25 protein-coding genes and 1 tRNA gene are annotated in these 24,332 nt (G+C 67.8%); 15 read left to right on the top strand and 11 right to left on the bottom strand.

Going from position 1 to position 24,332, the window contains the following annotated elements:
• Positions 1–186: 186 nt before the first annotated feature.
• Together AMK21_RS35010 and AMK21_RS04615 are read right to left on the bottom strand one after the other, a co-directional pair.
• A tRNA-OTHER gene (locus tag AMK21_RS35010) sits at positions 187–302 on the bottom strand.
• 104 nt (positions 303–406) lie between these two features.
• Positions 407–655, bottom strand: a complete 249-nt coding sequence (locus AMK21_RS04615; RefSeq protein ID WP_073874473.1) for a hypothetical protein — start codon at positions 653–655, stop codon at positions 407–409.
• 1,181 nt (positions 656–1,836) lie between these two features.
• Here AMK21_RS04615 and AMK21_RS04625 point away from each other — a divergent pair.
• From AMK21_RS04625 to AMK21_RS04635, 3 genes are all read left to right on the top strand, one after another.
• The gene (locus AMK21_RS04625; protein ID WP_079181070.1) at positions 1,837–2,517 is read left to right on the top strand and encodes a hypothetical protein; all 681 of its coding nucleotides are present in this window, start codon (positions 1,837–1,839) and stop codon (positions 2,515–2,517) included.
• 65 nt (positions 2,518–2,582) lie between these two features.
• Positions 2,583–4,004, top strand: a complete 1,422-nt coding sequence (locus tag AMK21_RS04630; RefSeq protein ID WP_073874477.1) for a transcriptional regulator — start codon at positions 2,583–2,585, stop codon at positions 4,002–4,004.
• On the top strand, positions 4,005–5,825 hold the full coding sequence (locus AMK21_RS04635) for an SNF2-related protein (RefSeq protein WP_073874479.1): 1,821 nt from the start codon (positions 4,005–4,007) through the stop codon (positions 5,823–5,825).
• Between the two features lie 28 nt (positions 5,826–5,853).
• Here AMK21_RS04635 and AMK21_RS04640 read toward each other — a convergent pair whose 3' ends face one another.
• Positions 5,854–6,042 carry an AbrB/MazE/SpoVT family DNA-binding domain-containing protein gene (locus AMK21_RS04640; RefSeq protein WP_073874481.1) on the bottom strand — a complete coding sequence of 63 codons (189 nt, stop codon included), beginning with the start codon at positions 6,040–6,042 and terminating at the stop codon, positions 5,854–5,856.
• Positions 6,043–6,111: 69 nt separating this feature from the next.
• Between AMK21_RS04640 and AMK21_RS04645 the strand changes: the two genes are divergently transcribed.
• Together AMK21_RS04645 and AMK21_RS04650 are read left to right on the top strand one after the other, a co-directional pair.
• Complete coding sequence (locus tag AMK21_RS04645) at positions 6,112–7,065, top strand: NaeI family type II restriction endonuclease (RefSeq protein ID WP_073874483.1); 954 nt, start codon at positions 6,112–6,114, stop codon at positions 7,063–7,065.
• Positions 7,062–7,574 (top strand): very short patch repair endonuclease, encoded by a 513-nt coding sequence (locus AMK21_RS04650; protein ID WP_073874485.1) that lies wholly within the window; start codon positions 7,062–7,064, stop codon positions 7,572–7,574. The genes AMK21_RS04645 and AMK21_RS04650 overlap by 4 nt, the downstream gene beginning before the upstream one ends.
• Before the next feature lie 42 nt (positions 7,575–7,616).
• On the opposite strand, the gene AMK21_RS04655 is transcribed toward AMK21_RS04650, so the two are convergent.
• A complete protein-coding gene (locus tag AMK21_RS04655; protein WP_073874487.1) occupies positions 7,617–8,912 on the bottom strand; it encodes a DNA cytosine methyltransferase in 1,296 nt (431 codons plus the stop codon).
• Positions 8,913–9,697: 785 nt separating this feature from the next.
• Here AMK21_RS04655 and AMK21_RS04660 point away from each other — a divergent pair.
• Entirely contained in the window at positions 9,698–10,261 is a 564-nt protein-coding gene (locus AMK21_RS04660; RefSeq protein ID WP_073874489.1) for an HD domain-containing protein, read from the top strand.
• Here the strand turns inward: AMK21_RS04660 and AMK21_RS04665 are convergent.
• Together AMK21_RS04665 and AMK21_RS04670 are read right to left on the bottom strand one after the other, a co-directional pair.
• Complete coding sequence (locus AMK21_RS04665; RefSeq protein WP_006126442.1) at positions 10,249–10,716, bottom strand: NUDIX hydrolase; 468 nt, start codon at positions 10,714–10,716, stop codon at positions 10,249–10,251. The genes AMK21_RS04660 and AMK21_RS04665 overlap by 13 nt on opposite strands.
• Positions 10,703–11,476 carry a helix-turn-helix domain-containing protein gene (locus AMK21_RS04670; protein ID WP_234421824.1) on the bottom strand — a complete coding sequence of 258 codons (774 nt, stop codon included), beginning with the start codon at positions 11,474–11,476 and terminating at the stop codon, positions 10,703–10,705. Before AMK21_RS04670 ends, AMK21_RS04665 begins: the two co-directional genes overlap by 14 nt.
• A gap of 96 nt (positions 11,477–11,572) precedes the next feature.
• On the opposite strand from AMK21_RS04670, the gene AMK21_RS04675 reads away from it, so the two are divergent.
• The 7 genes from AMK21_RS04675 to AMK21_RS04705 all read left to right on the top strand — a co-directional run bounded on the left by AMK21_RS04675 (position 11,573) and on the right by AMK21_RS04705 (position 16,077).
• Complete coding sequence (locus AMK21_RS04675; RefSeq protein ID WP_073874493.1) at positions 11,573–12,265, top strand: HAD family hydrolase; 693 nt, start codon at positions 11,573–11,575, stop codon at positions 12,263–12,265.
• Between the two features lie 105 nt (positions 12,266–12,370).
• Positions 12,371–13,273 (top strand): radical SAM protein, encoded by a 903-nt coding sequence (locus AMK21_RS04680; RefSeq protein WP_073874495.1) that lies wholly within the window; start codon positions 12,371–12,373, stop codon positions 13,271–13,273.
• 61 nt (positions 13,274–13,334) lie between these two features.
• Complete coding sequence (locus tag AMK21_RS04685; protein WP_079181102.1) at positions 13,335–13,907, top strand: hypothetical protein; 573 nt, start codon at positions 13,335–13,337, stop codon at positions 13,905–13,907.
• Positions 13,825–14,487: a class I SAM-dependent methyltransferase gene (locus AMK21_RS04690; RefSeq protein WP_073874497.1), complete on the top strand. Its 663-nt coding sequence runs from the start codon at positions 13,825–13,827 to the stop codon at positions 14,485–14,487. Before AMK21_RS04685 ends, AMK21_RS04690 begins: the two co-directional genes overlap by 83 nt.
• A gap of 11 nt (positions 14,488–14,498) precedes the next feature.
• Entirely contained in the window at positions 14,499–15,086 is a 588-nt protein-coding gene (locus AMK21_RS04695; RefSeq protein WP_073874499.1) for a class IV adenylate cyclase, read from the top strand.
• A gap of 19 nt (positions 15,087–15,105) precedes the next feature.
• On the top strand, positions 15,106–15,480 hold the full coding sequence (locus AMK21_RS04700; protein WP_073874501.1) for a hypothetical protein: 375 nt from the start codon (positions 15,106–15,108) through the stop codon (positions 15,478–15,480).
• 183 nt (positions 15,481–15,663) lie between these two features.
• Positions 15,664–16,077, top strand: coding sequence for an NUDIX hydrolase (locus tag AMK21_RS04705; RefSeq protein WP_073874503.1), 414 nt, complete (start codon positions 15,664–15,666; stop codon positions 16,075–16,077).
• 102 nt (positions 16,078–16,179) lie between these two features.
• Here the strand turns inward: AMK21_RS04705 and AMK21_RS04710 are convergent, their stop codons facing one another.
• The 5 genes from AMK21_RS04710 to AMK21_RS04730 all read right to left on the bottom strand — a co-directional run bounded on the left by AMK21_RS04710 (position 16,180) and on the right by AMK21_RS04730 (position 21,809).
• Positions 16,180–17,892: a relaxase/mobilization nuclease domain-containing protein gene (locus AMK21_RS04710; protein WP_073874505.1), complete on the bottom strand. Its 1,713-nt coding sequence runs from the start codon at positions 17,890–17,892 to the stop codon at positions 16,180–16,182.
• A complete protein-coding gene (locus AMK21_RS04715) occupies positions 17,889–18,449 on the bottom strand; it encodes a MobC family plasmid mobilization relaxosome protein (RefSeq protein WP_073874507.1) in 561 nt (186 codons plus the stop codon). Before AMK21_RS04715 ends, AMK21_RS04710 begins: the two co-directional genes overlap by 4 nt.
• Positions 18,450–18,772: 323 nt before the next feature.
• Positions 18,773–19,627, bottom strand: coding sequence for a DUF2637 domain-containing protein (locus AMK21_RS04720; RefSeq protein WP_073874509.1), 855 nt, complete (start codon positions 19,625–19,627; stop codon positions 18,773–18,775).
• Positions 19,628–20,046: 419 nt separating this feature from the next.
• Positions 20,047–21,345 (bottom strand): DUF3631 domain-containing protein, encoded by a 1,299-nt coding sequence (locus AMK21_RS04725; protein ID WP_073874511.1) that lies wholly within the window; start codon positions 21,343–21,345, stop codon positions 20,047–20,049.
• A 233-nt stretch (positions 21,346–21,578) separates the two neighbouring features.
• On the bottom strand, positions 21,579–21,809 hold the full coding sequence (locus AMK21_RS04730) for a hypothetical protein (RefSeq protein WP_073874513.1): 231 nt from the start codon (positions 21,807–21,809) through the stop codon (positions 21,579–21,581).
• A 94-nt stretch (positions 21,810–21,903) separates the two neighbouring features.
• Between AMK21_RS04730 and AMK21_RS04735 the strand changes: the two genes are divergently transcribed.
• The gene (locus AMK21_RS04735) at positions 21,904–22,605 is read left to right on the top strand and encodes a helix-turn-helix domain-containing protein (protein WP_073874515.1); all 702 of its coding nucleotides are present in this window, start codon (positions 21,904–21,906) and stop codon (positions 22,603–22,605) included.
• Positions 22,602–24,275: a tyrosine-type recombinase/integrase gene (locus tag AMK21_RS04740; RefSeq protein WP_073874517.1), complete on the top strand. Its 1,674-nt coding sequence runs from the start codon at positions 22,602–22,604 to the stop codon at positions 24,273–24,275. The genes AMK21_RS04735 and AMK21_RS04740 overlap by 4 nt, the downstream gene beginning before the upstream one ends.
• The last annotated feature ends 57 nt before the right edge of the window (positions 24,276–24,332 follow it).

Here is a 24,332-nt window from a genome sequence, read left to right on the forward strand (position 1 = left end):
CAGACCACAAGCGGTCGCTGCGCTCCCGCACACAGAAAGCGCTCCGGCCGAACCCCCCTCCGCAGGCATCTGAAGCCTTCCCTCTCCCGCGGAAGGCGCAGGCTTTCCTGAAGCAGCGTCCGTGATACCACGGCCACGAAAAGAGAAAACCCCAGGTCACGGGCTATGTGACCTGGGGTTCTTCTGAGCCGCCTTCGGGATTCGAACCCGAGACCTACGCATTACGAGGGCTCGTGGGATCGTGACAGCACCTGCCGACACGTGCCGGCAGGTGCTGTTTCCCCAGGTCGCGGGCAGGCGGCACCCTCAACCGCATCGCTGGATGCCGCCTGCTGCCGCGCAGTCCGCTCACGCAATGCTCACGCGGCACAGGACCCCGGGGCCTGCTGCCGGCAGGTCGGCGGCGTCAGCGGATGAAGAACCGTGCAGCGATGATCTGGATCGCGATGGCGCCGCCGGCGTAGGCGGCACCCTTGAGAGCCTGGACGGTGAGCGCCCAGCGGAGGAAGCGCAGCCGACTCAGGATCTTGCGCCACGAGCACCAGGCGGTGAGACCGCCGGAACCGCCCTGGCGCATCCGGATCGCCTTGACGCGGCGCGTCCAGACAGCCTTGATCTTCCTGGCACCCTTGGCCGGATAGGCCGTATAATTCACGGGAGGGAACTCCTTCTCGTCTTTGATTCGAAGCAGGGTGTTTCCTTCAGGGGAGGTTGGACGCGGTTGGGAAGCCTTTCGTCCGACCTCTCCTGCCTTTACTGGTGCGGCGGCGCGCGACAGCCGCCACCGAATCCGCTGCTACGAGAGCCCGGCGATTCGACAGTCACAGAGTAGCCCCTCCAGTGGTCGACAAATGCACCTGCGCCGCGTCACCCAATCCTAATCACACCCAAGAGCGGCAAGCGCGATCTTTACGGTATCCCGGCCCGCAGACTCCGCCGACCGCAGAAGTATCTCCATTTCAGGATTCATCCGATTTCGACCCAGCTCTGACACCAGGGAGCCGCACTCGCCCTCGGTAAGGGTCGCCCCGAGGTTCCACAGGAGGGCGGTCCGGGCCGCCGGGGGAAGTGCGGCAAGTGAATCCGGAATACTGCATTCCGGCTTGTCGGTAGCCGCGCTGTTGCGCCGGTCCCCGTCGGCGAGCTGGCCGCCTCTACTGTTGCGCCGGTCCCCGTCGGCGGACTGGCCGCCACATGAGCATGCGCTCGCGCAGTCAGCGCAAGGTGAGTGCCGCGCCATCAACAAGAGACGCTCCACGCGCGCGAGGTCCTCGCCCAGACGGTCCGTCCCGGCGATCTGCGCAGATCGCACCAGCCGCCTCAAGGTCAAGAGGACCTCGGGGCGGGGCAGCCTCCTCCCGTGCAGCCAGTGCGAGAGCAGGGAAGGGGAGACACCGAGAGCCTGCGCCTTCTCGGCCATGGTCGCCCCGGGGAGGAACCGGGGCAGCACCTCCTGGAAAGCGAGCGCGAAAGCCTTCACCCCCTCCGTAGCCTCGTCCACGCAGGAGTTTTTGATCGATCCGAGTGACGGCATGCAAAGGAGCCTCTCGCTCGCCGGAGATCACCAGGGTTTACGTGATCGCCAGAACCCTACCCCTCCCTTTCCGCGCCGCAGAGCCGTCCGGCATTATTACGCGGATGTATTCATGGCAGCGGCTGCAATGTGTTCAAGAATGACCACTTAAGGGGCAAAACGGATCTTTACTCTGCCGGAAAGCGTAAAGATCCGAAACCACTGGAACGGGCGGCGCCACTTGTGCTAATAATGAGCAGGAATCGTGGCCCGTGATGCGTCTTCAGGGCCGCACCGGAAGTACGGCATGAAATGGAGGCGCTATGACGCCGTCGTGGCGCGATGACAGCCTCGGAACGATGAAGCGGGTCGCCCTCTGGCTCGTGTCGGAGGTCGGCGAGGGGCAGCCCTTCACCAAGGAGGCGCTGCGCGACGCCTTCCCCGGGGTGTCCCAGGTGGATCGGCGCATGCGTGATCTCCGCGACTTCGGGTGGCGAATCGATACGAACAGGGAGGACGCGGACCTCGACTCCCACGAGCAGCGTTTCGTGAAGCGCGGCGATCCGGTATGGGAGCCCGGCCGAGCCACCCGGAAGACCGGTACGACGGCGATCGGCGCCGGGCGTCGCCGCGAGGTCCTCCAGCGGGACGGCAACATGTGCCGCTCCTGCGGGATCGTTCCCGGTGAGACCTACGCCGGCACGTACGAAGCGGCCCAGCTGGACATCGCACGGCGCGAGGTTTTGAAGCCCGGCGGGTCGCAGGCCACCGAGCTGGTCACCGAGTGCAAGCGGTGCCGCATCGGCGGCAGGGACCTGGTCGCGGACCTGGACCGAGTCCTCAAGGAGGCCGCCGGACTCAGCTCCATCGAGCGCGGGGTACTGTCCGGCTGGGTGGAAGCCGATGAGCGCCAGTTCAGCCGACTGGAGCAGCTCTGGAGCGACTATCGGTCCCTGCCCGAGGAGTCGCGCGCCCATTTGCGCAAAGAGCTGGGCGTGGACTGAGCATCCGGCAGGCGCGGAGGGCATTCGAAGCAGGACGAGCAGAGGCAGGAGCGAGGACAGCGGACATGGCCAAGGATTACGGGCTGCCGCCCAGGGCTGAGGAGAACCGGGCCACCGTTGAGGCCCGGCTGGCGGAGAGCGCGGCCGGCGGAGGCACCCGCGAGACGTTCACTGTCGAGTGGCGGGGCAAGCCGGAGCATCTCGAAGTGGTCGAGATGCAGGTCGGCGACCTCTACTACAACCCGGCCACCCATCGGATCCGAGCGCAGGCCGATCACGATCCCAAGAAGTCCGAGCTCCTCGAAACTGACCCGTGGAACACGGATGCTCAGCGGTACCTGGGGCGCCTGCTGCAGGTGGTTCCCGCCGATCCAGCAAAGACCGATCCCGCGTTCGACGAGCTCACCGCGAGTCTCAAGGAGTTCGGACAGACCGAGCCGGGGTTGATCACCCACGAGGGCGTCCTCGTCAACGGCAACACCCGGCGTGCCGCGCTCCTGGAACTGCACGGTCCGAACCACCCCATGCGCGTGGCTGTGCTGCCCTCTTCCTGCGACTGGCAGGACGTGGCCGCCGTTGAGCTCTCGCTGCAGCTGCGCAAGGAGCATCGGCGGGACTACTCCTACATCAACCGGCTCCTCGCCGTGGAAGAACTGGTTGATCAGGGCACCCCACTCGCGGCGATCGCGACCACCTTCCGCACCACGGCTAAGCGGGTCCGGCAGGACCAGTGGGTGCTGTCCATCATCCGCCAGTTGATCAAGCGCAGTGCGACCTCCGGCGAGCGACTGTCCCTGGTCGCGTTCGAAGAGCATGCGGAGAAGTTCCGCGAGCTGCATCGCGCCTACGAGAAGCAGTACGCCGTCAACCCCGAGCGGGCCGATCTGCTCGTGGAGAACCGCCTGGCCGCCATGCTCATGGGCTTCGCCAAGACAGACGTGCGCTTTATCGATGACAAGTTCCGTAACACGTACCTCTCGGAGAAGCTGCCAGACGGGTTGGCCCCCGACCCTGCTCCGTCCCACGGGGGTGTAGCGATCCCGGGCCTGGGGCGTGCGGTACAGGGCCCCAGCCCAGCCGTCTCAGCTGCCAGAGCCCTGACAGACGTCGTCCTCCACGCTCGGGCGGTCACCCAAGCCGGTAGCTCCGCACCGGCGGAGGTAGTCGCTGCGGCGCAGGACGAGGTCAGGCGCATGCACAAAGCGATGGACGAAGCCATCACCGACGCCGGCCGCGACGCCCGCATCACCAAGCGCAAGCAAGCCGCTCCTGCTCGCCTCGCAGACGCGAACCGCAGCATCGAGCAGTGCGTCACGGACCTGGTCCTGTCCCGCTCGCAGCGAAGCCTCGATGAAGAAGCCTTCGACGATGCCATCGTCGAACTGCGGAAGAGACTGGAGAAGCTGGCGATCGAAGCTCGGCGGACTGTTGGCGAGCCCGGCGACGGCTTGGCCTGGCTTCTCGAAGCTACAGAAAAGGCGCGCTGAGTGGGCAGCCAGCCCAGCCTGGTGATCGGCTTCGACACCACACGCACCCAAGCGGCGCTCAGGACCGTGCCCGAGTGGCGCGGCGAGTTGGGGCAGATGATCGCCAGCTTCCCCAGCGGCCGGATGACCGACCGGCTGTCCGCCGCTGTCCCCCTGGACAGCTTCCTGGCCAGTATCGGCTCCCTAGCCGAATGGCCGCAGCCCGACAGCGTGGTCTGGGAGAACGACTTCCGCCGCATTGTCAGCGAGATGCTCGACACCGCCGAGACGGCGGATCGCCTGCTCAACGGCGCGCCGGACGAGGAGAGCGCCTCCCCGGAAGAGGTGCCAGCCCTGCTGGGCGACTCCTGGACGGGAGCGCTCACCCCCTTCCAGCTCCGGGACATCGCCCGGTTGCTCTCGGTCGGCCACGGGGCCAACTTCAGCGTGCCCGGCGCCGGCAAGACCCGTGTCTCTCTGGCTGTGTTCTCGGCCCTGCGGGAGCAGGGAACGGTCAACCGGATGTTGGTGGTCAGCCCGAAGTCGGCTTACGAGGCGTGGCAACTGGAGGCGCGGGAGTGCTTCTCCTCGCCTCTGGACGTGCAGGTGCTCGGCAAGTCGGTGCCTCCACCAGCAGACGTCCTCCTGGTCAACTACGAGCGGCTGGACCGGACGCTGGCCAGCCTGTCGCAGTGGCTGAAAGCGTCCCCGACCATGCTCATCCTCGACGAGGCGCACCGTATGAAGCTCGGCGGAGCGGGTGTCTACGGGGCTGCCTGCATGGCGCTGGGGCCGCTCAGCCGCGTGCGCATGATCCTCAGCGGTACTCCGGCGCCGAACGGGGCGAAGGACCTGGAGAACCTGCTGTCCTTCGTCTGGCCTGGCCACGGGCGACGCGTGGTCACCCAGGCGGTAGACGGTGGCGACCTGGCCCACGCAAGCCAGGTGCTGCGCCCCCTCTACACCCGGACGACGAAGGCAGAGCTGGGGCTTCCGCCTGTCGACTTGCGCGTCCGCCCACTCAGGATGCCTCCGTTGCACCGTGAGATCTACGACGCCTTGATCGGCAAGTTCTCTCCGCGTGCAGCTGCCGACAGAGGCGATTTCGAGGCATTCGGCAAGGCAGTCCTGCGTCTGCTCATGGCCGCGACAAGTCCAGCGCTCCTCGTCGGCGGCTCGACCCGCTACGAGCCGCTGAGCTTCCGTGTCCCGCCCTTGGATGTCCCGGAGGGGGACTCGCTTGCGGCCCTCCTCCGGAAGCTCCCGGACTACGAACTGCCGCCCAAGTACACGGAGACGTTGTCCATCGTCTCCGCCAATGCCGCGGCCGGCAGGAAGACCCTGGTGTGGACTGGCTTCGTCCGGAGCATCACGTCATTGCAAACGCTGCTCGCACCGTTCCAGCCCGCCGCAGTACACGGCGGCACTCCAGACCGGGAGGAGGAACTGCGCCGCTTCCGCGAGGATCCGGATTGCAGCGTCCTCATCTCCAACCCGGCGACCCTGGGCGAGGGCATCAGCCTCCATCAGGTCTGCCATGACGCCGTGTACGTCGACCGCGACTTCCAGGCAGGCCGGTTCCTCCAGAGCCTGGATCGCATCCATCGACTTGGCCTCTCACCAGACACGGAGACGCGGGTCACCGTTCTCACTGCGGCGGAAAGTGTCGATGATGTCGTCTCCATGCGGCTCGCAGAGAAGCTGGAGTTCATGGGCAGCATCCTCGACGACCCCGAGGTGCAACAGCTCGCTGACCCGGAGGACGAGGCCCCGATGGCCGCAGGGATGAACTCAGCCGATGTCCAGGCGCTGCTGGACTATCTCAGGGGGCGCCCGGCTTAGGGCGCGCCGCCAACCCTCCGGTTAGCCGTCAGAGCGTGCCCTCGCTGAGGAGCCGCTCGATGGCGTCCGCTTCCCGCTGCAGCACGATTCGTCCATCGCCGTCGCTGAAAGCGAGGAGGCGGCTGCCCGCATCGAACCCTGCCTCCGCTAGGAGGCCGAGAGGGAGTACGACCTGCCCCTCATCACCGACCAAGAGTTCTGCTGGTTCGCGTATCACACCAGCAGTCTGCCAGCACAGCCGAGCAACCGACTGCCCCGGCACATCCCCTGCCGATAGAGTCCCGCTGTGGACGGCGAAACGATCAGCGTGCAGACGCCCCTGTGGCCAGTCGATGAGGGCGATGACCCGGCCTTGGAGGCGGTGGCCGAGGAGATTCTACGCGCGGACCCGGACGGCAGCCGGTTCGCTGGCGCGGTCCGCCGCAGCATCGACATGTTGCTGGACGGCCAGCACACCGGGCGCTTCCGCTGGGACCAGCTCTTCAAGACCGAGAAGGCCCACCTGGGAACCCTGATCGAGATCAATGTGCAGCGCGAGTTCGGCTTCGCGGACGGCGCCAGCATGGACTACTCGATCGCCGGGTCAGACGTCGACTGCAAGTACTCCCAGACCCTCGGCCAGTGGATGATCCCGCCCGAAGCCCACGGGCACCTGCTGCTCGTTGTCTGGGCCAGCGACGAGCAGTCCAAATGGTCAGTGGGACTCGTTCGGGCGTTGCCCGAACGGCTCAACAACGGCGGCAACCGCGACGCCAAGAAGACACTGAACGCGGCCGGGCGGGGCGCAGTGCGATGGCTGTTCCGCGACGCGCCCCTCCAGGAGAACATGCTGCTGCGCCTCTCCGAGGAGGACATCACCGCTGTCTTCTCCCACAAGAGTGGCCAGCGCCGCGTGGACGAGCTGTTCATGCGGGCGCAAGGGCGCCGGGTCAGCCGCAACGTCGTTGCTACGGTGGCTATGCAGGAGGACTACATGAAGCGCGTCCGCTACAACGGCGGATCGCGCTCCAGGCTCCAGCGCCACGGAATAGTGATCTTGGGTCACTACACCCGCCACGGGCGCATCGCCGAAGCCTTGGGGCTGCCGGTTCCGGGCCCCGGTGAATCTGTCGGTGCCCGCCTGACCCCTGCACGGGCCCACCACGTAGGGGTCCCGACAGTAGAGCTGGACGGACAGGAGTGGGTCCTGGCCATGGCCGACGACCCAGAAGAGACAGTACCGAGACTGCCGGAAATATGAACGGACGCAGCGAACCCGGCGCAGTGCCGGAGTCGGGGACTCGGGCGGGACCGTGGGTCCCACCCGAGGGGTCGTGGGCTTCGTCAGCCGCAAACCGACGCAGCATGCTGGGCAACCGGAGCCGCGACACGGCTCCGGAACTACTGCTGCGGTCACTCGTCCACGCAGCGGGGCTGCGCTACCGGGTAGCGGCCAAGCCCTTGCCGAAGATGCGGCGCACAGCCGACATGGTCTTCCGCCCCGTAAAGGTAGCTGTCTTCATCGACGGATGTTTTTGGCACGGCTGCCCTGACCACTTCGTCATGCCGAAGACCAACCGTCCGTACTGGGAAGACAAGATCGGGCGGAATGTCCAGCGCGACCGGGACACCGACCAGCGCCTAGCGGACGAGGGCTGGCTCGTGATGCGCTTTTGGGAACACCTCGATCCCGAAGCATGCGCCGAGACCGTTATTGACGCGGTGAAGTCTCGGCGGCAGGCGGCAGCTGGGTCGCGGCGGCCCCATTAGGCCCGGCGGACACCGCGCCCGCCTTCGAACACGCCCCGGGGGTCAGCTGATCTTCGCCTGGTTCAGCGAGAACAGCTCGTGTCGCTGGTGCCCCTCCTGGCCGACGAACGCCTTGAACTCGCCGAGGCTGTACGCGTACGTGCCGCCGGAACGCTGCTCCCTCCGGATCTCGAAGTCCCTTTCGAGATGCGCAATGTGCCGCTCGACCTCAGGTTCAGACAGTCGCTTGCCCGCCTTCTCCAAGCGGCCGATGATCTGGGTGATACCGATGAACCTCTGCTTCTCGGCCTCCGCGCGGAGCAGTTTGTACACAGGATCGTGCACCGTCTCGGTGTCCTCGACCAACGCCGCCGGGGCACCCTTCTTGTTCAGCGCGCGGGCGATAGACCGGCCGATGGCCTCAGCCACAGGCGGAGGGAAAGCGTTCCCGACCTGACGGTACTGGCTGGTCTTCCTCCCTGCGAAGACCCACTTGTCCTCGGGCTTCCATCCCTGGATGCGGGAGACCATCTCTACCGTGAGCTTCGGCCCGGGCTTCCCCTCGGCAGGCTCCCAGTCCTCGCCGGGCGCTTCGTCCGCCACACCATGAGCATCGACCCCGAGCTTCGCCCAGGCCGCCTTGGCACGGGTAGGCCCCAGGTCCGCCCCGCCGTGCTTTTTGGAGCCACCGACGATGGTCGGCGCAATGTCGTTAGCACCCTCAGCCCACTTCTCAGCGCCCTTCCATCCACGGGCAGCCATGAGGTCGTAGAGCGTCTCGCCGACCTTCGGACGCTCGCCTTCTAGAGGCTTCGGCCAGGCAAAATAAGGTGCGTACTCGCGCTGGAGCGCCACAAGGACGAACCGCGGGCGCAGCTGCGGTACGCCGAAGTCCGCAGCGTGGAAGAGCTCCCACTGCGCTACGTAGCCAGCGTCTTGCAGCGTGTCCAGGACGTTCTGTCGGTAGGCGGCGAAACGGTTCGCGCTGAGCCCTCGCACGTTCTCCAGGAGGAGGGCTTTGGGCCTCACCCTCTCAGCGAGACCGACAGCCCAAGCGAACAGGTCTCGCTCGTCAGCGGCGCCAAGCTGCTTGCCTGCAATAGTGAAGGGCGGGCAGGGGACGCCACCGGCAATCAGGTCGGGGGTGCCGTGCTGGGCACAGAACTCCTCGGGGTCCCAAACCGACCGGTCGGCCACGTCCCCAGTGCGTACATCGCAGCCCGGCATGTTGCTTTTCAGGGTTTCCGCAGCCCTTGGATCGAGCTCCACGGCAACAGCGTGCTCGAATCCGGCGCGCTCCAACCCCAGAGCCTGCCCGCCAGCACCTGCGCAGATCTCGGCAACCTGAAGCTTGGCCATTCGTCCTCCATACGTGCGCACCGCCCGCCGCGCGCTCGGCTGCACTCGCGACGGACCGGACTCGAACACGTTAGCGAGTCCGTCTCCGCTCACGAACATCCCAGCAAGATCGCAACAAGTCCACTGGGTCGGGGCAGGAACAGCTGAGCTGACCGCGAACGCGGTCAGCGAGGTGGCCTATATTAGTTCGCCGGCATCAGCCCGTGCGGTTATCCACAGGGCCCGCTCCACGAAAAGGGACGAACGTCTCATCGATAGGCAAATCCCTGGCTGATGCGGAGCCGATGCGGCGGCCTGGGCAATTCGGACACCGAGCGTAGCCACTGATGCTGCTTACAGGCCCCACGACCGCAAGACCTAGCCGGGCTCCCCCTGTCACGCGTTCATGGTTCCGACCAGCTACAGGCCGGAAACTCCCCAGCGGTGCTAGCCGCGGCCCACCATGCGCTACACATTCGGCTGTGGTTACGCAGGGGCTTACCCGCGCACGTCCCGAGCATGGGCTGCTGAACGGTGAAATGAGCGAGCGCGGCGGCCGAGGCTGAGTTGGGCGGCTGCTTCCTCGCTGTTGGTCGTACTTGTTGGGAGCCTCACAACGGGCGGCCGAGGTGGCTGGGCTAGTGGGAAAGCAAGGCGAGCTCTTAGGGGGCGCCCCTCCGGTCATGCGTCGAGGCAGATGAAGATGAGGGCCGCGAGGTAGCGGCCGGAGCGACGGCGGAAACCTCGTGCAGCTGTCATCGAGTGCAGTTGCTTGGGTCGACTACACCCTGGGCAGAGAGGCAGGCATGGGCGATCACATCGGGGACTGGGCGACGCACATCACGAGGGCCGAACTCAGCTGCACACTTCCACGGAGGTGGGCTCATACGCAGGGAGTGGCCAATCGTGCCGCCGAAGTAGGCCGGGTCCTCAACCAGGACGCCAGCCTTCTCGTCGCCGCCGCCACGCTGCACGACATTGGGTATGCGCCTCGCCTGGCGGTGACGGGGTTCCATCCGCTGGACGGAGCTCGGTTCCTTCGGGACGAGCACAGGGCCGACCAGCGGCTGGTGCGGTTGGTCGCGAACCACTCGTTTGCGCTTCTTGAGGCCGAGGAGCGCGGGCTACAAGAGGAGCTCGCGACGGAGTTCCCCTTGCTGAACGATCCCCTGCTGGTGGACGCCCTCGTGTACTGCGACATGACCACCACGCCCGACGGCGACCGAACCACCGCGCAGGACCGGGTCGCGGAGATCCGCGGCCGCTACGGGGACGACAGCGTGGTCGGGCGGTTCATCCGCGGGGCGGCTCCGGAAATCTTTGCCTCCGTGGAGCGAGTGGAAGCAGCCCTGGCTGCTCAGCCGAGGTAAGGGTAGGTGCCGGCAAGGTAGTCCCCGATCTGCTGGCGCATGCTCGGGTGGATGTCGTACTGGTCGAGGTCGGCCGGCTGGACGAAGCAGACGCCGTCGGCCTCCTCGTTGACCGTGGGCACTCCGCCGACGGGCCGGCCGATGTAGGTGTTCTCGTACTGCTGGCGGATCTCGCCATCGGTGTACGCGACGATGTGGTTCGGGTTGGTGTAGACACCGAGAAACCCGGTGAGCTCCGCAATGATCCCGGTCTCCTCCAGGCACTCGCGCACCGCGCACTCGGCCGCGGTCTCGCCGATGTCCTGGGCTCCGCCGGGGAGGGCCCACTGGCCGGTGTCGCGACGACGCTGGAGGAGGATGGCGCCGGTCTCGTCGGCGACGAGCAGGTTGCTGGCCGGGATGAGGGTGTTCGCCTTCGGGGCAGAGGGGTCGTTGTAGTACTCAGTCCTGCCCATGGTCGGCGGTCCTCTCCTGGTCGGGTGCCCATTGCCTCGCGGCGGCCCAGACGGCGTCGAAGCTTTCAGCGTAGTTGTCGAACCACCCCGTATCGCCCGCCCTCTTGAGGTGCAGCAGGGGGTTGGCGCTGGCCGGTTGACCCCAGATGTGTGGGTTGACGAGCAGGTTGTCGTCGTAGCGGAACATGGACGTGTAGAGGGTGGTGTCGTGGAGTCTTACGCCGCACCCGGCCTCGCCCAGCAGCGGGCGGTAGTACGTCAGTGATGCGCGGATCTTGGCGGCGAGCGTGTCGCCGATTCCCTCCTCGCGGCCCCGTACGGCGACTGCCTGTCCGTCGGGGTCGCCGAAGCACAGGCGAACCCGGACGCCCTCGGCGGCGCGCTCGGAGAGCATCTTGGCGACGTGGGGGTTGGACTGGGCGAAGAAGGTGCCGGAGAAGACGAGGACGCCGATCTCGTGCCGAGCCTCTCGCAGCAGTGCGAGCCACACGTCCCGGGGCACGCTGGCCCGGTTCTGGTAGGTGCCGACCAGCTCGGCGCCTAACCCGTCCCTCGGCCGGCCTGGACGCTTGGACGGCTCGGGCCAGAGAAAGGTCTCTTCGACGCGCAGGTGTCGCGCGACGCGGAAACGGTGCCGTGCATGGGGAATCCGTCCGCCCAGCCATCGACTGACCGTCTTGGGATCTACCTCGCAGATCTCGGCGAGTGCATCGGGCGAGACGCCGCGTTGGCCGAGCACAGTGCGCAGTCGGTTGTTCACAGCAGCCATCGAATCGGCACGGCGCGTGATCGCGCAAGGACGTTTTGGGACGCAGTCCGTTGTAGTGGAACCTCGCGGACTGCCTACTCTGGCGGCATGGAGCTCTTCGTCCTGTGGGACATCGACCACACCCTCATCGAGAACTCGGGGGTCAGCAAGGAGATCTACGCCGCTGCCTTTCGTGCCCTCTCAGGTCGGGAGCCCACGGAGCCGGCGCGAACTGAGGGGCGTACGGATCGTCTGATCATGCGCGACATGTTCGCCCGCGAAGGGCTGCCCGTGCCCGACTGGCACCTCATCGAAGCAGCACTCGCCCAGGCAGGGGAAGCGCGCCTGGAGGAGCTGCGCAGGCGCGGGACCGCCCTGCCCGGTGTGCACGACGCCCTGAAAGCCGCCTCGGCTCAGACCGGTTGGATCTCCTCAGTCCTCACCGGCAATGTCGCCGCCAACGCCCGTGTGAAGCTTGCCGCGTTCGGCCTCGACTCCCTGCTTGATCTACCGGTCGGCGCCTACGGAGCGGACGCGGAGCTCCGCCCCCACCTGGTCGCTGTCGCCCGTGAGCGCGCACAGCGGCTTCATGGTGTTCCGGCCGACATTCCCACCGCCCTCGTGGGGGACACCCCTCGTGACGTGGAAGCGGCTCTGACCACAGGCTCCGGCGTCCTCGCTATCGCCTCCGGCATCCACACCCAGGAGGAACTGACCGCCGCCGGAGCCGTCGAAGTCCTGCCCGACCTGTCGGACACGAAGCGTGTACTCGGCATCCTGGAGTCCTTCGCAGGTCATTGAAAACGTCCCAGGACGTCCTTGGACCGTCCCCGAACGCGGTGTCGAGGTCCCCGAGCAGAAGGCCACTATCAGGCTCCCACCAGGCAACCAGCCGAAGGAGCCGACGTGATCGAAGAAGTCACCGGGATCAAGAAGATCCGCATGCTCTACCTGCAGCTGCTCTACCGCTGCAACTTCACGTGCCTGCACTGCTTCCACGGCAAGCGGCTCCAGTACGCCGACGCCTTCACCGTCGACGAAGCCGCGGATCTCCTCACCCTGATGCGGGACCAGTACGGCACCGAGGCCGTGACACTGCTCGGCGGAGAGCCCTTCGTCCACCGGGACCTCGCGCAGGTCGTCCGCCACGCCAAGGAGGAATTGGGCCTGCGCGTCGAGATCTGCACCAACGGGTACCGGATCGAGCGCCGTCTGACCGAGATCGCCCCCTACCTGGACCTGCTCAGGGTTTCGCTGGAGGGCGTCGGGTCGACCAACGACGGCATCCGAAAGCAGGGCAGCTACAAGAGCGCTTTGGAGGCGCTCGGTCTGGCTCGGGATCTCGGCGTTCCGACCGGTGCGACCATGACCGTCACCTCGCGGAACATCGCCGAAGTCCTTCCCCTCGGAAGGGCCTTGGCGCAGCTCGGGGTCCGGCAGCTCAAGCTCCACCACCTGCGGCCGGTCGGCAACGCCGCCGACCACCCCGAACTGCTGGTCACCTCCCCTTCCGCCTACGGCCGGCTCCGGGACGATCTGGCATCAGCCGATCTGCCCTTGGAGGTGATCGTCGACGAGGACCTCTCCGAGGACGGTGCCCCGCAGGTGTGCGCCCCCTCTGACGGTCCTCGCGAAATCGACCGCATCGAGGTCGATCCGCGCGGTGCTCTGACCATGTCCTGCAAGGCCGTGGGTAAGGACGCGCACGCCTTCTGGTACGAGAAGGCGGCAGGACGCATCGTCCACAAGCCCTCGTCCGTCGACGAGCTCACCCTCGCGGTACCGGACGTGGTGTATGGACGTGCCTGATCACCCGCGCTTCGAGAGCCTGGAGGGATTACGCGGCACCGGCAAATCCACTCTGGCGCCCATGCTCGCCGCCGCCCGGCAGGCCGTCCTCGTCGCTACCGTCCCGCTGCCCTACCAGCCGCTCAGACAGGCGTTGGACGAGCGGACGAACGTAGAGGCACGGATGTGCTTCTACCTCTCGGGCCTGTTCACCGCGGCCGAGGAGATCGAGCACCACCTCGACGCCGGCGTCCCGGTCGTCGTCGAGAGCTACTTCGCCCGGTGCCTCGCCACTCACCGGGCCTTGGGCGCACAACTCGGTATCACCCTGCCGAGCTGGCTGCCGACACCCGCTACCTACCACCTCGTCTGCGACGACGACGAGAGACAGCGTCGACTCGCTGAGCGGAACAAGCCGGTGTCGCGGTGGGACTCACTGATCGAGACCGCTACGGACCGGGTGACGGACGCCTACGCCTCGTTCCCGATGCATCGCGTCGACACCACGGGGCGCAACCCCGACGAGGTCCTCCGAGTGATCATGAATACCGATACGCAAGGAGCGCACTCCCATGCAGACCCAAAGCCTGTGGGAGCACACCCTCACGTTCTTCCCGCAGTTCCTCGCCACGTTGCGGGAACGTGTCGCCCCTGACGCCACCGTCGCGGTGGTCGGCGCGAGCGACGGCAAGTTCGTCCTGCCCCTCGCCGCCGCCGGCTACCGCGTCGTCGCCGTCGAACGTGACGCGGTCGCCCTCCATGGGGGCGACGTCCACCTCCCGGGTGACAGCCAGGCCCACGCGTTGGGCCTGATCGATCGGCTGAAGCTCGAGGAACTCCACGAACGCGTAGAGGTCGTTGAGGACGACTTCCTGGACGGCGAACCTCTGGGCCTGCAGTGCGACGCGGTCTGGACGAGCTGCTCGTGGCACTACAGTGCCAACCACCACCGCCCGCTCGGCGAGTTCGTCGACCGCATGCAGCGCCTGGTCCGCCCGGGCGGTGTGTTCGGCGCGGAGTTCATGATGCCCGTCGAAAGACGCCACCACATGATCGAGCACTACACCTCCCCGGAACGCCTTCACCCCCACTTCATCGGCGACTGGGAGGTCCTGCTCACCCTGCGCACCACCGAGTTCACGGAACGCGCCCACGTCGGCCAGTTGCACGACCACACCCACCGCATGGGCCTCCTGCTCGCGGCCCGGACGTCCACCCTCACCGACCACTTCTGAGAGAAGACCCCATGAAGAACGAATACGAGGCGAAGTTCCTGGCCGTCGACGTCGCCGACCTCCAGAACAAACTGAGCGCCCTCGGTGCCGTCCAGGCGTTCCCCCGCACTCTCCTCACCCGCAAGATCTTCGAAAACGACTCCCTCGACGGCGGGGCCTGGATTCGCCTGCGGGACGAGGGCACCCGCTCGACCCTCACACTCAAGCAGGTCACCGACGCCACGACGATCGACGGCACCAAGGAGATCGAGACCGAGGTCACCGACCTGCACGCCATGGCCGACATCCTGCGCCGCGTCGGCCTCACCGAGGTCCGGTACCAGGAGAACTACCGCGAAGAATGGCGCCTGGGCGAAGTCGCCTTCGACTTCGACACCTGGCCCGACCTCCCCACCTTCCTGGAGATCGAAGGACCCGACGAGGCATCGGTACGCCAGGCCGCCGCGCTGCTGGACCTCGACTACTCCGAGGCCCGGTTCGGCAGCGTCGACGAGATCTACAAGAGCGAGTCCGGCCGCGACATCCTCGCCGAGCCCACGCTCCTGTTCTCCGAAGCCGAGAAGCAGAAGGACGCTTCTCCCACGGCCCAGGACCGTTGATCGGGGAGGGAGACGAGCGATGCTGACGGAAGTCGCCCTACAGCACAGGGTGATCCCCGGGATCGCCGAGTTCGCCCGGGGAGGACTGCCCTCACCGGCGGCCACCGACGACGGCAACGAGTGGGTCGACGGACCCTGCTGGCTCTACTGCGGGCAGCGGTGGACGCGCGTCCTGTGGATCGGCCCCGCCAGAGTCGCCGGGGCCCAGGCCCCGATGTACGCGTGCGGCGCCTGCATCGGCGCGCTGCAGGAACGGGTCTGGCAATCCTTCTTCGACGAGAACCGCCCGGCCCGCTCCACCCGGCCGAGCGAATCCGCCGAGGTGGGGCAGTCGGCCTCCGGCAAGAGAACCGGCAGGCATCGGGGCCAAAGCAGGCTCTTCCGCCGTAGTTAAGCCCCCGCCCCGGTCACGCTGGCGCCCGCTGTCCCCCGCAGCGAGAGCCCGTGGCCGGGGCGGGTCATTGGCGTGCGCGCCTTCGGCGGAAGCCCCGAGACGAACGGTCTGACAACGCAGCGACCGTTTCACGTCCACCGATACGGTCTTCCCTGCCATCCTGGGCCTCTTGGAGGAGCAGTCGTGACGCAGCAGACCACGGACGAGCGGCCGGGCATCGCCGCCGCCATCGTCGTTCACGAGGGCCGCGTGCTCATGGTCCGCCGCCGGGTGAGCGAGGGGCAGCTCTCCTGGCAGTTCCCCGCCGGGGAGGTCGGGCCCGGCGAGGAACGTGAGGCCGCCGCCGTACGGGAGACCCAGGAAGAGGCAGGGCTGACCGTGGAGGCGGTCAAGCTGCTCGGCGAGCGCGTTCACCCCAAAACGGGCCGCCTCATGTCCTACACCGCCTGCCAGATCCTGGGCGGCACGGCTCACGTCGCCGATACCGAGGAGCTTGCCAAGCTTGCCTGGGTCACCCTCGGCGACATCCCGGAGTACGTGCCGTACGGGCTGTTCGAGCTGGTGCAGGACTACCTCGACGGTGCCTTGTCCGCGTAGACCGCTCCGAGCTCCGGCGGGGAACTGCGGGCGAGCACCAAAGCTCCACGACTTACTGGGGCTTGCCTGGATGCAGGGTTCCGTGCCAACGAACGCCCCCCCTCACAGACGTGGACGGTGCTTCTGTTCCGCCGGGACCGCCGACCGTGCGGGCTCAGCCACACCGGCCGACAGTGCAGTCGCGGACAGTCGCATGGTCGTAGTCCTGCGGGCGGCTTCGGCGCGGGGGTTGGGTGCGGGGTTTCGGCTGGTGTGCTGGATGCGGGTGATCAGGACGCGGGCGGGCTGGCGGGCGCTCGTGAGTTCGCGCTGGGCGGCGGCTTCCTTGAGGAGCTGGTGGGGTTTGTGACCGCCTGCTTCGGCGTCGGCGAGGACGGTGGCGAGGGCTGGCCAGGCGGGGTCGGTGAGGATGCGGTCGGCGTGGTCGGGGACGGCGGCCCGGACGTCATGGGCCAGGGTTCGGCTGGCCTGCTGGCTCGGCTGACGGGCGGCGAGGTTGTCGATGACCGGGACGAGGGCGTGGTCTGCGGCGTTGTGTAGGTGGTGGAGGGCCTGACGGGCGGCTTCGGCCTGGTGGGCGTGGTTCTTTGCCTCGTGCCAGCGGGCGGCGATGATCGTGGCCCAGACGAGGGCGGCGAGCAGGGCGGCGAAGGCGCTGCCGTCGGGGCCGGTGGCGGTGTGGGCGATGTCGCGGGTCGCGCGGCGCAGGGTATGGGCGGCCTGGTTCTCAGCGCGGATCTGGGAGCGCTGGGCGCGGGCGAATATCCGTGCTGCGGTTCGCAGTTCGGCTCGGGAATGGTCAGGTGCCTTCTGTGCGGTGGCCTGGATGAGTTCGCCGAGCGCCGTGATGTGGGCCTGGGCGTGGGTGTCGTCGGTCATGCCTTGGTGGAGGGTGTCGAGGGCGTCGGTGGCCTGGTGCCAGGGGGTGGTGGGGCGCTGTCGGCGTGCGGTGGGATGTTCTTCCGGTGCGGTGGTTTCCAGACGGGCCTTGAGCTTGGGGAGGGTGAGGTCGGGGGCGATCCTTCCGCCGGGGTGGAAGATCTGTTTCCCGTCCTTGTTGAGGTCGCCGGGGCGGCCGGCGGCGTAGCCGAGGAGATCTCCGGACGGTCCGCGGCGGGGTTTGATCGCGATGCCGTCGGCTTCGAGGTAGGCGAGGAGTTCCTCGGCGTTGCTGGCGTGGGGGATGGCGGCGCGGATGCGGTCCTGGAGCCAGTCACCGCTGGTCTGCTCCCAGCCGAGGCGTTGGGCCTTGTGCATCTCTGCCTGCGTGGGGCGCTTTCCAGCGGTGCGGTCGCCCTTCTTCAGCTGGCGCAGGCCGTAATCGGTCTCGATCTGGCGGCAGGCGTCGCCGACACGGATACCGCTGCCGTGGAGCTTGGGGCGGCGGCCGTCTTCGCGGACGGTGGTGGCGAGGATGTGGATGTGGTCGTCCGCGTGGCGGACGGCGATCCACCGGCAGCCGAGGTCATCGCCGGGCGGGGCGATGCCCGCGGCTTCGACGATGCGCTGGGCGATGTCGGCCCACTCGGCATCCGAGAGGTGCCGGTCCTCGGGGGCTGCGCGGACTGGGCAGTGCCAGACGTGCTCGGTGATCTTCTTCCCGAACTCGCTTTTCCGGAGATGCACCGGCTCGTCCAGGTGGTGAGCGAGCTGGGTGAGCGTGGCGTCCGGGTTCCGGCCGGGGTCGGGCATACCGAGCATCGCGAAGCCCGCGACGATGTGCGGGTCGAGGTGCTCGTCGTGGCGGCCGGGGCCGTAGAGGTAGGCGAGCAGGCCACGGGTGTTGGTACCGGCCGGCTTGATGGCGGCGATCACGCGGCCTGCTCCTTCTCCGCCTCGACGGGTTCACACAGGGCCCCGGCGATCAGCTCCAGCAGGTGGTGCAGCTCGTCAAGGCGGTCCCGTACGTCGGGCGGGGTGAGGTCGCTGTTGAGGGCGCGGGCGATCTGGTTGACGTTGACGCCGATCCGGTTGAGTTCGCGCAGTACCTGGGCGCGGAACATGTGGGTGCGGCGGCGGTCCTCGGACAGCGGCAGGTTCGCGGTGAACCGGCCGGTGATGAAGGCGAGGGCGATGTCCGCGGTGAAGCCGGATTCCCCTTTGTAGCCGTGCTCGGCCGCGGCCTCCTGGAGCGCGGCGTGCTCGTCTCCGGTGAAGCGCAGCGGGCCGACACGGACGGTCCGCTTGGTGCCGGTGAAGCGGCGGATCGTCGGCTGCATGCTCTGCGGTGCTCGTTCGCCGGCCGTCGGTTCGGTGGCGGGTGCGGGGCGAAGGATCTGCTGCTGGGCGGTGTGGAGCTCGTCCTGGTCGGGGCCGCCCTCGGCCCCGACCTCCCGGCCAAGCGCCTCTTGGCGCTGGGCCGACTCCGCCACCCCCGGGGCGGAGATCCCCGAAGACCGGCCTTGAGTCGGACTCGGGGTACTACTGGCTCCGCCCGGGGCCGTCCGCCCAAATACCCGACGTAGACGGGACAGCAGCGTACGAGGCTGTGCCGAGGCGGGCGGCTCAGCGGAGGTGTCGTCAGGTAGGTGCTGGCTGTGCTGCATGGAAGATGCTCCAGATGCGGCTCGGCGGACAGGATCACTGCGACCCGGCGGCGCGAGCCATCGCGTTGTCACGGGTGTGGGGATCTACGGGGCGACCGGCGCGTGCTCGGGTGACCGGAAGGGTTCCGGTCACCCGAGCACGCGAGGCGTCAGCCTCCGGAGACCTTGATGCCAGCGGCTTCGAGTTCCGGCCGGAGCGACTCCATGACTTCGGTCTGCCGGGCGCTTCCGATCGTCAAGTTCCGTTCCTTCACGGCATCTCGCAGCAGGCCACGCGTGAGTTTGCCGTGCTGGCGACCGGCGGCCCGGCCGATGGCCTTCAGTTCCGCGATGGTCGCCTTCGGAGGACGGCCGCCGACTGGTTTGGCCTTCGGCACCGGGGACGTGGATTCCGTCCGTTCCTCGCCAGAAGCTTGCGGAACCTCGGCGGCAGCGTCCTGCCATCGACCCTCGCCGTGCTCACCGACCGCCCGGTTCCGCACAGCTACGGAGCCGATACCGGATGGGACATCGGTTGGTGCCACATGCTGGTGGATCTGTCGCATCAGCACGCCGAACGCGACCATCGCGGCGGCCGGAGGGACGGCAGCGACCACGTAGTCGAGGAGCGGAACGCTGCGCTCGCTGTCCGCGCCGCTGACCCCAGCGACGTTCAGTGCAATAGAGCCGACCGATCCGGCAGCGGTCACGGCGACCGCCCAGAGGTCGGTCGTACGCCGGAGCGCAGCCCGCAGCATGAGCAGTTCACCGGCGACGATGAACGCGTCCAGGGTGGCGGGCCAGGCCCATCGGCGGATGGGGGATGCGCCCAGCCCGTGCTGGCCTGCGACATCGGCGAGGTGCGCGTAGGACAGCCAGAACGCTCCGGCTGTCAGAACCACGATGACGATGCCGGCCGCGCCGAGCACGAGCCGCTCTGCGTCGGCACGCTTCGGGCGCTGCCCTTCGGCTGGAACGTCATCTCGTGTCTGCGGTGATGACGTGGTGAGGTGCGGGGCGGTCAAGCGGGAATCTCCTTGGGGGTAGTGGGTGAGGGGCGTCTTTGCCGTCTTGTGCGTTGCACGTGCAGGTCAGCGCGGTACGGCAGCGCGCCTGACGTGCCGTCTTGGCGGGAAGCTCTGGCGTCTTGTCCCGACTCGGGACAGGGATGAGGCGGATCCGCCCCGGCTCGTGTCCGGGCGCCTGCATCCGCTGGGACGGCCGGTCGCGGCAGCCGTCCCAGCGAGCAGGACTGTGACCTGCTGCGATACGGCGAAGACGCCTGGGACGGGGCAAGACGGATCTGGACGCCGTGCCCCTGCTGGCTGCACGTGCTCAGGCGCGTGCGCTGCCGTCTTGCCCTCGGCTGCCGTCTTGCTGATGTGGGCCCTGACCTGCACGATCACGGCAGGGACGGCAAGTACGGCAACCAGGGAGGTGGGGGTCAGCTTTCGCCGCGACGAGCGTCGACCGGGTGGACGGTTGGGCAGTAGCGCCGCCAGGCGTCCAGGAACTTGTTGCGCGTGTAGCCCTTGCGCTGAGTCCGGTCGGCCATGCGCACGTTGCCGGGCCGAATGTCGTAGTCGCGCAGCATCCCGCTGAGCTCCCGGGAGGTCAGGCCGTAGCGTCCACGCTCTCCCCACGGGGCTTCGGCGTCCGCGTTCAGGTGGTGCAGGAGGTCTTCGGTGGAGAGGCTGTCCGCCTCCCGCTGCGCGAAGAAGACCCGTCGGATGTCAGCGAGGATGCGCGCCCCACTCGGGTGGTCCTCCTCGGCCGCCACCTCGGCCGCGACCATCCGTGCGCACGCGATCCGCGCGAGCCGTGGCCAGCGGCCGCCGGCCAGGTCCGCAACGATCACAAGAGGCTCCCAGGTGTCGGCGGCTCGATCCTCGACCGGCATCTCCGGCTCCAGGCTCGCAGCGTCCTCCAGTAGCGGGAGGGCCCAGGCGCGGATACGGTCGCGCAGTTCGTGCAGAGCGGGGATGTCGCGTCGCGAGCGGAAGGGTTTGACCTTCTCGCCCTCGGCCCTGCGGCGCATGCGGATGACGACGGATCGATCCATGACGGTGTCCGGCAGGTCTCCGATGCCCGCGATGGCCGCCATGGCGAAGGTGGCGAACTTGTGCGGGGTGTGGTCGTTGCCAACGACCCGGGTGACGTACCGGCCGCGCTGGTGGCCGGCGTTGAGGAGGCCGCGTGTCTCCTCGTTCTTCTCCGCGACCTTGGGGCCGAAGATGGTGTCGGCCTCGTCCACCAGCAGCGTCGGCGGCTCCTCCTCGTTGATCGAGCGGAAGATGGCCGCTGGTGTGGTGTTGATGGTGAGCATCGGCTCGTGGACCGTTTCGGTCAGCACGTCCAGGAGCCGAGACTTCCCGCACCGCTTCGCAGGTCCCACCACTGCCAGCCGCGGGGCGTGCTGCCAGGCGGGCTGGAGCTGCGTCGCCGCCACCCAGAGGGTGGTCGCGTCCAGCGCCTCGGGAGAGGGCGGAATCACGAACTGGGCTACCTGGGAGCGCAGTTCGTCCAGCAGATCCGATCCTGGCGTCGGCTCCGCGTCGGGAATGGTCTCCAGCCTCCTTGCCGGGTCCGCCTCGCTGCCGTCAGCCGGACCATCGTGCATCTCCGCTGTGGCATAGGCGGCCTGGGCCGGACCCAGATGAGCGCCGGGCCGGCCGGGGGTGGCAGTGGCGGGCCATCCCGCTCGGGCGGGGGTGGAATAGGAGTCGGGATTCTCGGGTTGCACTGGGCGGCTCCTCGTCTGGCGGTGTCGGGCTTGCACGCCCTTGCCGCCGGGTCGGATCTCACGGGATTGCTGGGGAGTCCTGGAGCCTCCGGCGTTGGACCGCCGGAGGCTCTCCCTCTTCTCGCGGGGGTTTCGGTACCGCGAGCGACCACGGACAGTACGTCCACGCCGTGCCACAGTCCAGCGTTTCTGTGTCAGCTCAGCGCAGAAGTGCCTACGGCGCATCAGGTGCCTCATGCGGCCAGCCCCAGCAAGGCCAACAGGTCTGCGGTCACCACCCGGTAGGCGTTCCCGAGCCTGAGCACCTTGCACGGGTACTGGCCGCGCTTGGCCAGCTCGTAGCCCTTGCTCCGGCCGAGCCCCAGCGCGCGGTTGCCCGTCTCCAGGTCAACGGCCGCCGGAAGCCCCAGAAGCTCCTCGCGACTCATCCCCTTCGCCTCTCCGGCGTCTTCGTTCTGGCGCATGCGCACTCCATCCATGACTGAGCCCACGGCGAACGCGGCCTCCGCGCCCGTCTCCAGGTCTTGGAATCAACGCTAAGCGAGCTAATGTGTCTGTATGACACAACGTCGAAGTCACCATGGATCGAGTAAGGCCGACGACGAGGACGACGTCCCGGAGTGGGTGGACCAGGTCATGGCCACCGTGGCCGCCGAGGTCCGCAGACGACGAAAGGAACTGGGTTGGAGCGCACAGGACTTGGCCGAAAGATGCGCGGAGATCGACCATCCGATCCCGCGCAACGTCATCGCCAACATGGAGTCCGGACGCCGCTCCAACCTGCCCTTGGTCGACGTCATGGTGCTGGCCGAGGCGCTGGGCACCCCGCCCATCTGCCTGCTCTATCCCGTGGGCTATGTCGATGACGTGCAGCGGCTCCCGCTGCAGGACTCCACTTCCACTCTGGATGCGCTGCGGTGGTTCACCGGAGAGGAGACCGATCTCGGCGCGGACGACGACATGCTCCGCTACTTCCGAGTCCATCACGCCGCCCAGGAGCAGCTGCGAAGTGCGCGACGCGACGAGGAGTACGCGCGCTACCACGCCCAGACCGCCCCGAATGCCGACCGGAAGGCCGAGGCCCTCCGCTCCCAGGCCCGTGCCGCCGAGGCGGCCGACGACGCCGAAAACCGCCTGCGCAGAGTTCGCGCCTTCATCGAGGAAGAGGGCGCCACACCCCCGCACCTGTGGCACGACGTGGTCCACGTAATCGACTCATCCGGGAGCGATCCCGAAACCAGCGAGGAGAATGATCTTTGAAGGGCTCCACCTATCGCCGCTGCTCCTGCCGCGACCCGAAGACCGGCAAGGAACTCGGCGTCTCCTGCCCCAAGCGCAACAGCAGGAACCACTGCACCTACTCCGTCCGCCAAGAGCTCTCACCCCGCGAGAACGGCAGCCGCCGCTCCTTCGCCCGTGGCGGGTACGCGAGTCTCAAGGCCGCCCAGGCCGACCTCGACCACGTACGCGCCTTGCTCGGGCTCGCCGACTCGGACGACCCCGAGGGCACCGAACTCATCGCCGAGATGCTGGCCGAGGTCAGCCGCGAACGGTCACCTCTGCCCGAGGTCGAGGAGACGCGGCGGCGCCTCAACTCCGGTCAGGACCTCATAGGCAGCCTGACCGTCGCCGAATGGCTCGACCGGTGGTTGGCCGGCAAGCGCATACGCAAGTCCGGCCTCAACCGCTACGAGACCGATATCCGCGTCCATCTGAAGCCGCGCATCGGCAGCCGGCGCCTGGACCGGCTGCGCGTCAGCCACCTCAGCGAGATGTTCACCGACATTCACGAGGCGAACACCCAGATCCTGGAGGACAACGCCCAGCGGCGAGCCGCTCTCGACGAGCTGGCGACGGTGCCGTGGAAGGGCGTCGGGAACCGGGCTCGTCGCAAGGCCATGAAGGCCGCGATCGACGAGATGCCGCCCTTTCGGCGCGCCACCGGCCCTGCCACGCGGCTGCACGTAAAGGCCACCCTCCGGGCCGCCCTGAACGACGCGATCGGGCAGCAGATCATCACGTTCAACCCGGCCGCCCATGTCGAGATCGACCCCGTGCGCAAGCCGAAGGCGCTCGTGTGGACGGACGAGCGGGTCGCCAAGTGGGCGCAGACAGGCGAGAAGCCGTCGCCCGTGATGGTCTGGACGCCGGAACAGACCGGTGCCTTCCTCGACTTCGTCGCTGAGGACCGGCTGTACGCGATGTGGCACCTGATCGCGTTCCGCGGCCTCCGCCGTGGCGAGGCGTGCGGCCAGCCGTGGTCGGAGACGAACCTCGACACCCACTTCCTCACCGTCTCCTCTCAACTCGTCCAGGACGGCTGGGAGGTGGAAGCGTCCGACCCCAAGACCGACAGCGGCTCCCGCGTGGTCGCCCTCGACGACGACACCGTCGACGTTCTGAAGCACCACCGCGAACGGCAGGAAACGGCCCGCGAAGAATGGGGCACAGCCTGGGTCGAGACCGGCCACGTCTTCACGCAGGAAGACGGCTCCTGGCTCCACCCCGGCAAGGTGACCGACCTCTTCGAGCGCCTCGTCGCCGCCTCCGGTCTCCCGCCGATCCGCCTGCACGATCTGCGCCACGGCGCGGCCACCCTCATGCTCGCCGCCGACATCGACATCAAGATCGTGTCGGACACCCTTGGGCACAGCGACACCCGCATAACGCGGGACATCTACCAGAGCGTCCTCCCCCACGTCGGCAAGAGCGCCGCCGAGGCCACCGCGAAGCTCGTCCCCCTCCAGCGCAAGGCCGAGGCCGAGAAGGCCGCGCGCAAGGCCGCGAAGAAGGAGAAGGCCAGGAAGGCTGCGGCCAAGGCGGCCGACGTCGGCAAGGGCAGCAAGGGCGGCGGCAAGCCGAAGAGGGACAAGGCGAAAGCCCAGGCCAAGGCAGCCAAGAAGGCAACACGCCGCAAGCCCACAAAGTAGGTCCCGAGCGGCTCCGCTCACGCACCGCTCACGCAAGCAACATCACGGCAACCCGGC

This window comes from Streptomyces sp. CB00316 (assembly GCF_001905595.1).
Classification (GTDB): domain Bacteria; phylum Actinomycetota; class Actinomycetes; order Streptomycetales; family Streptomycetaceae; genus Streptomyces.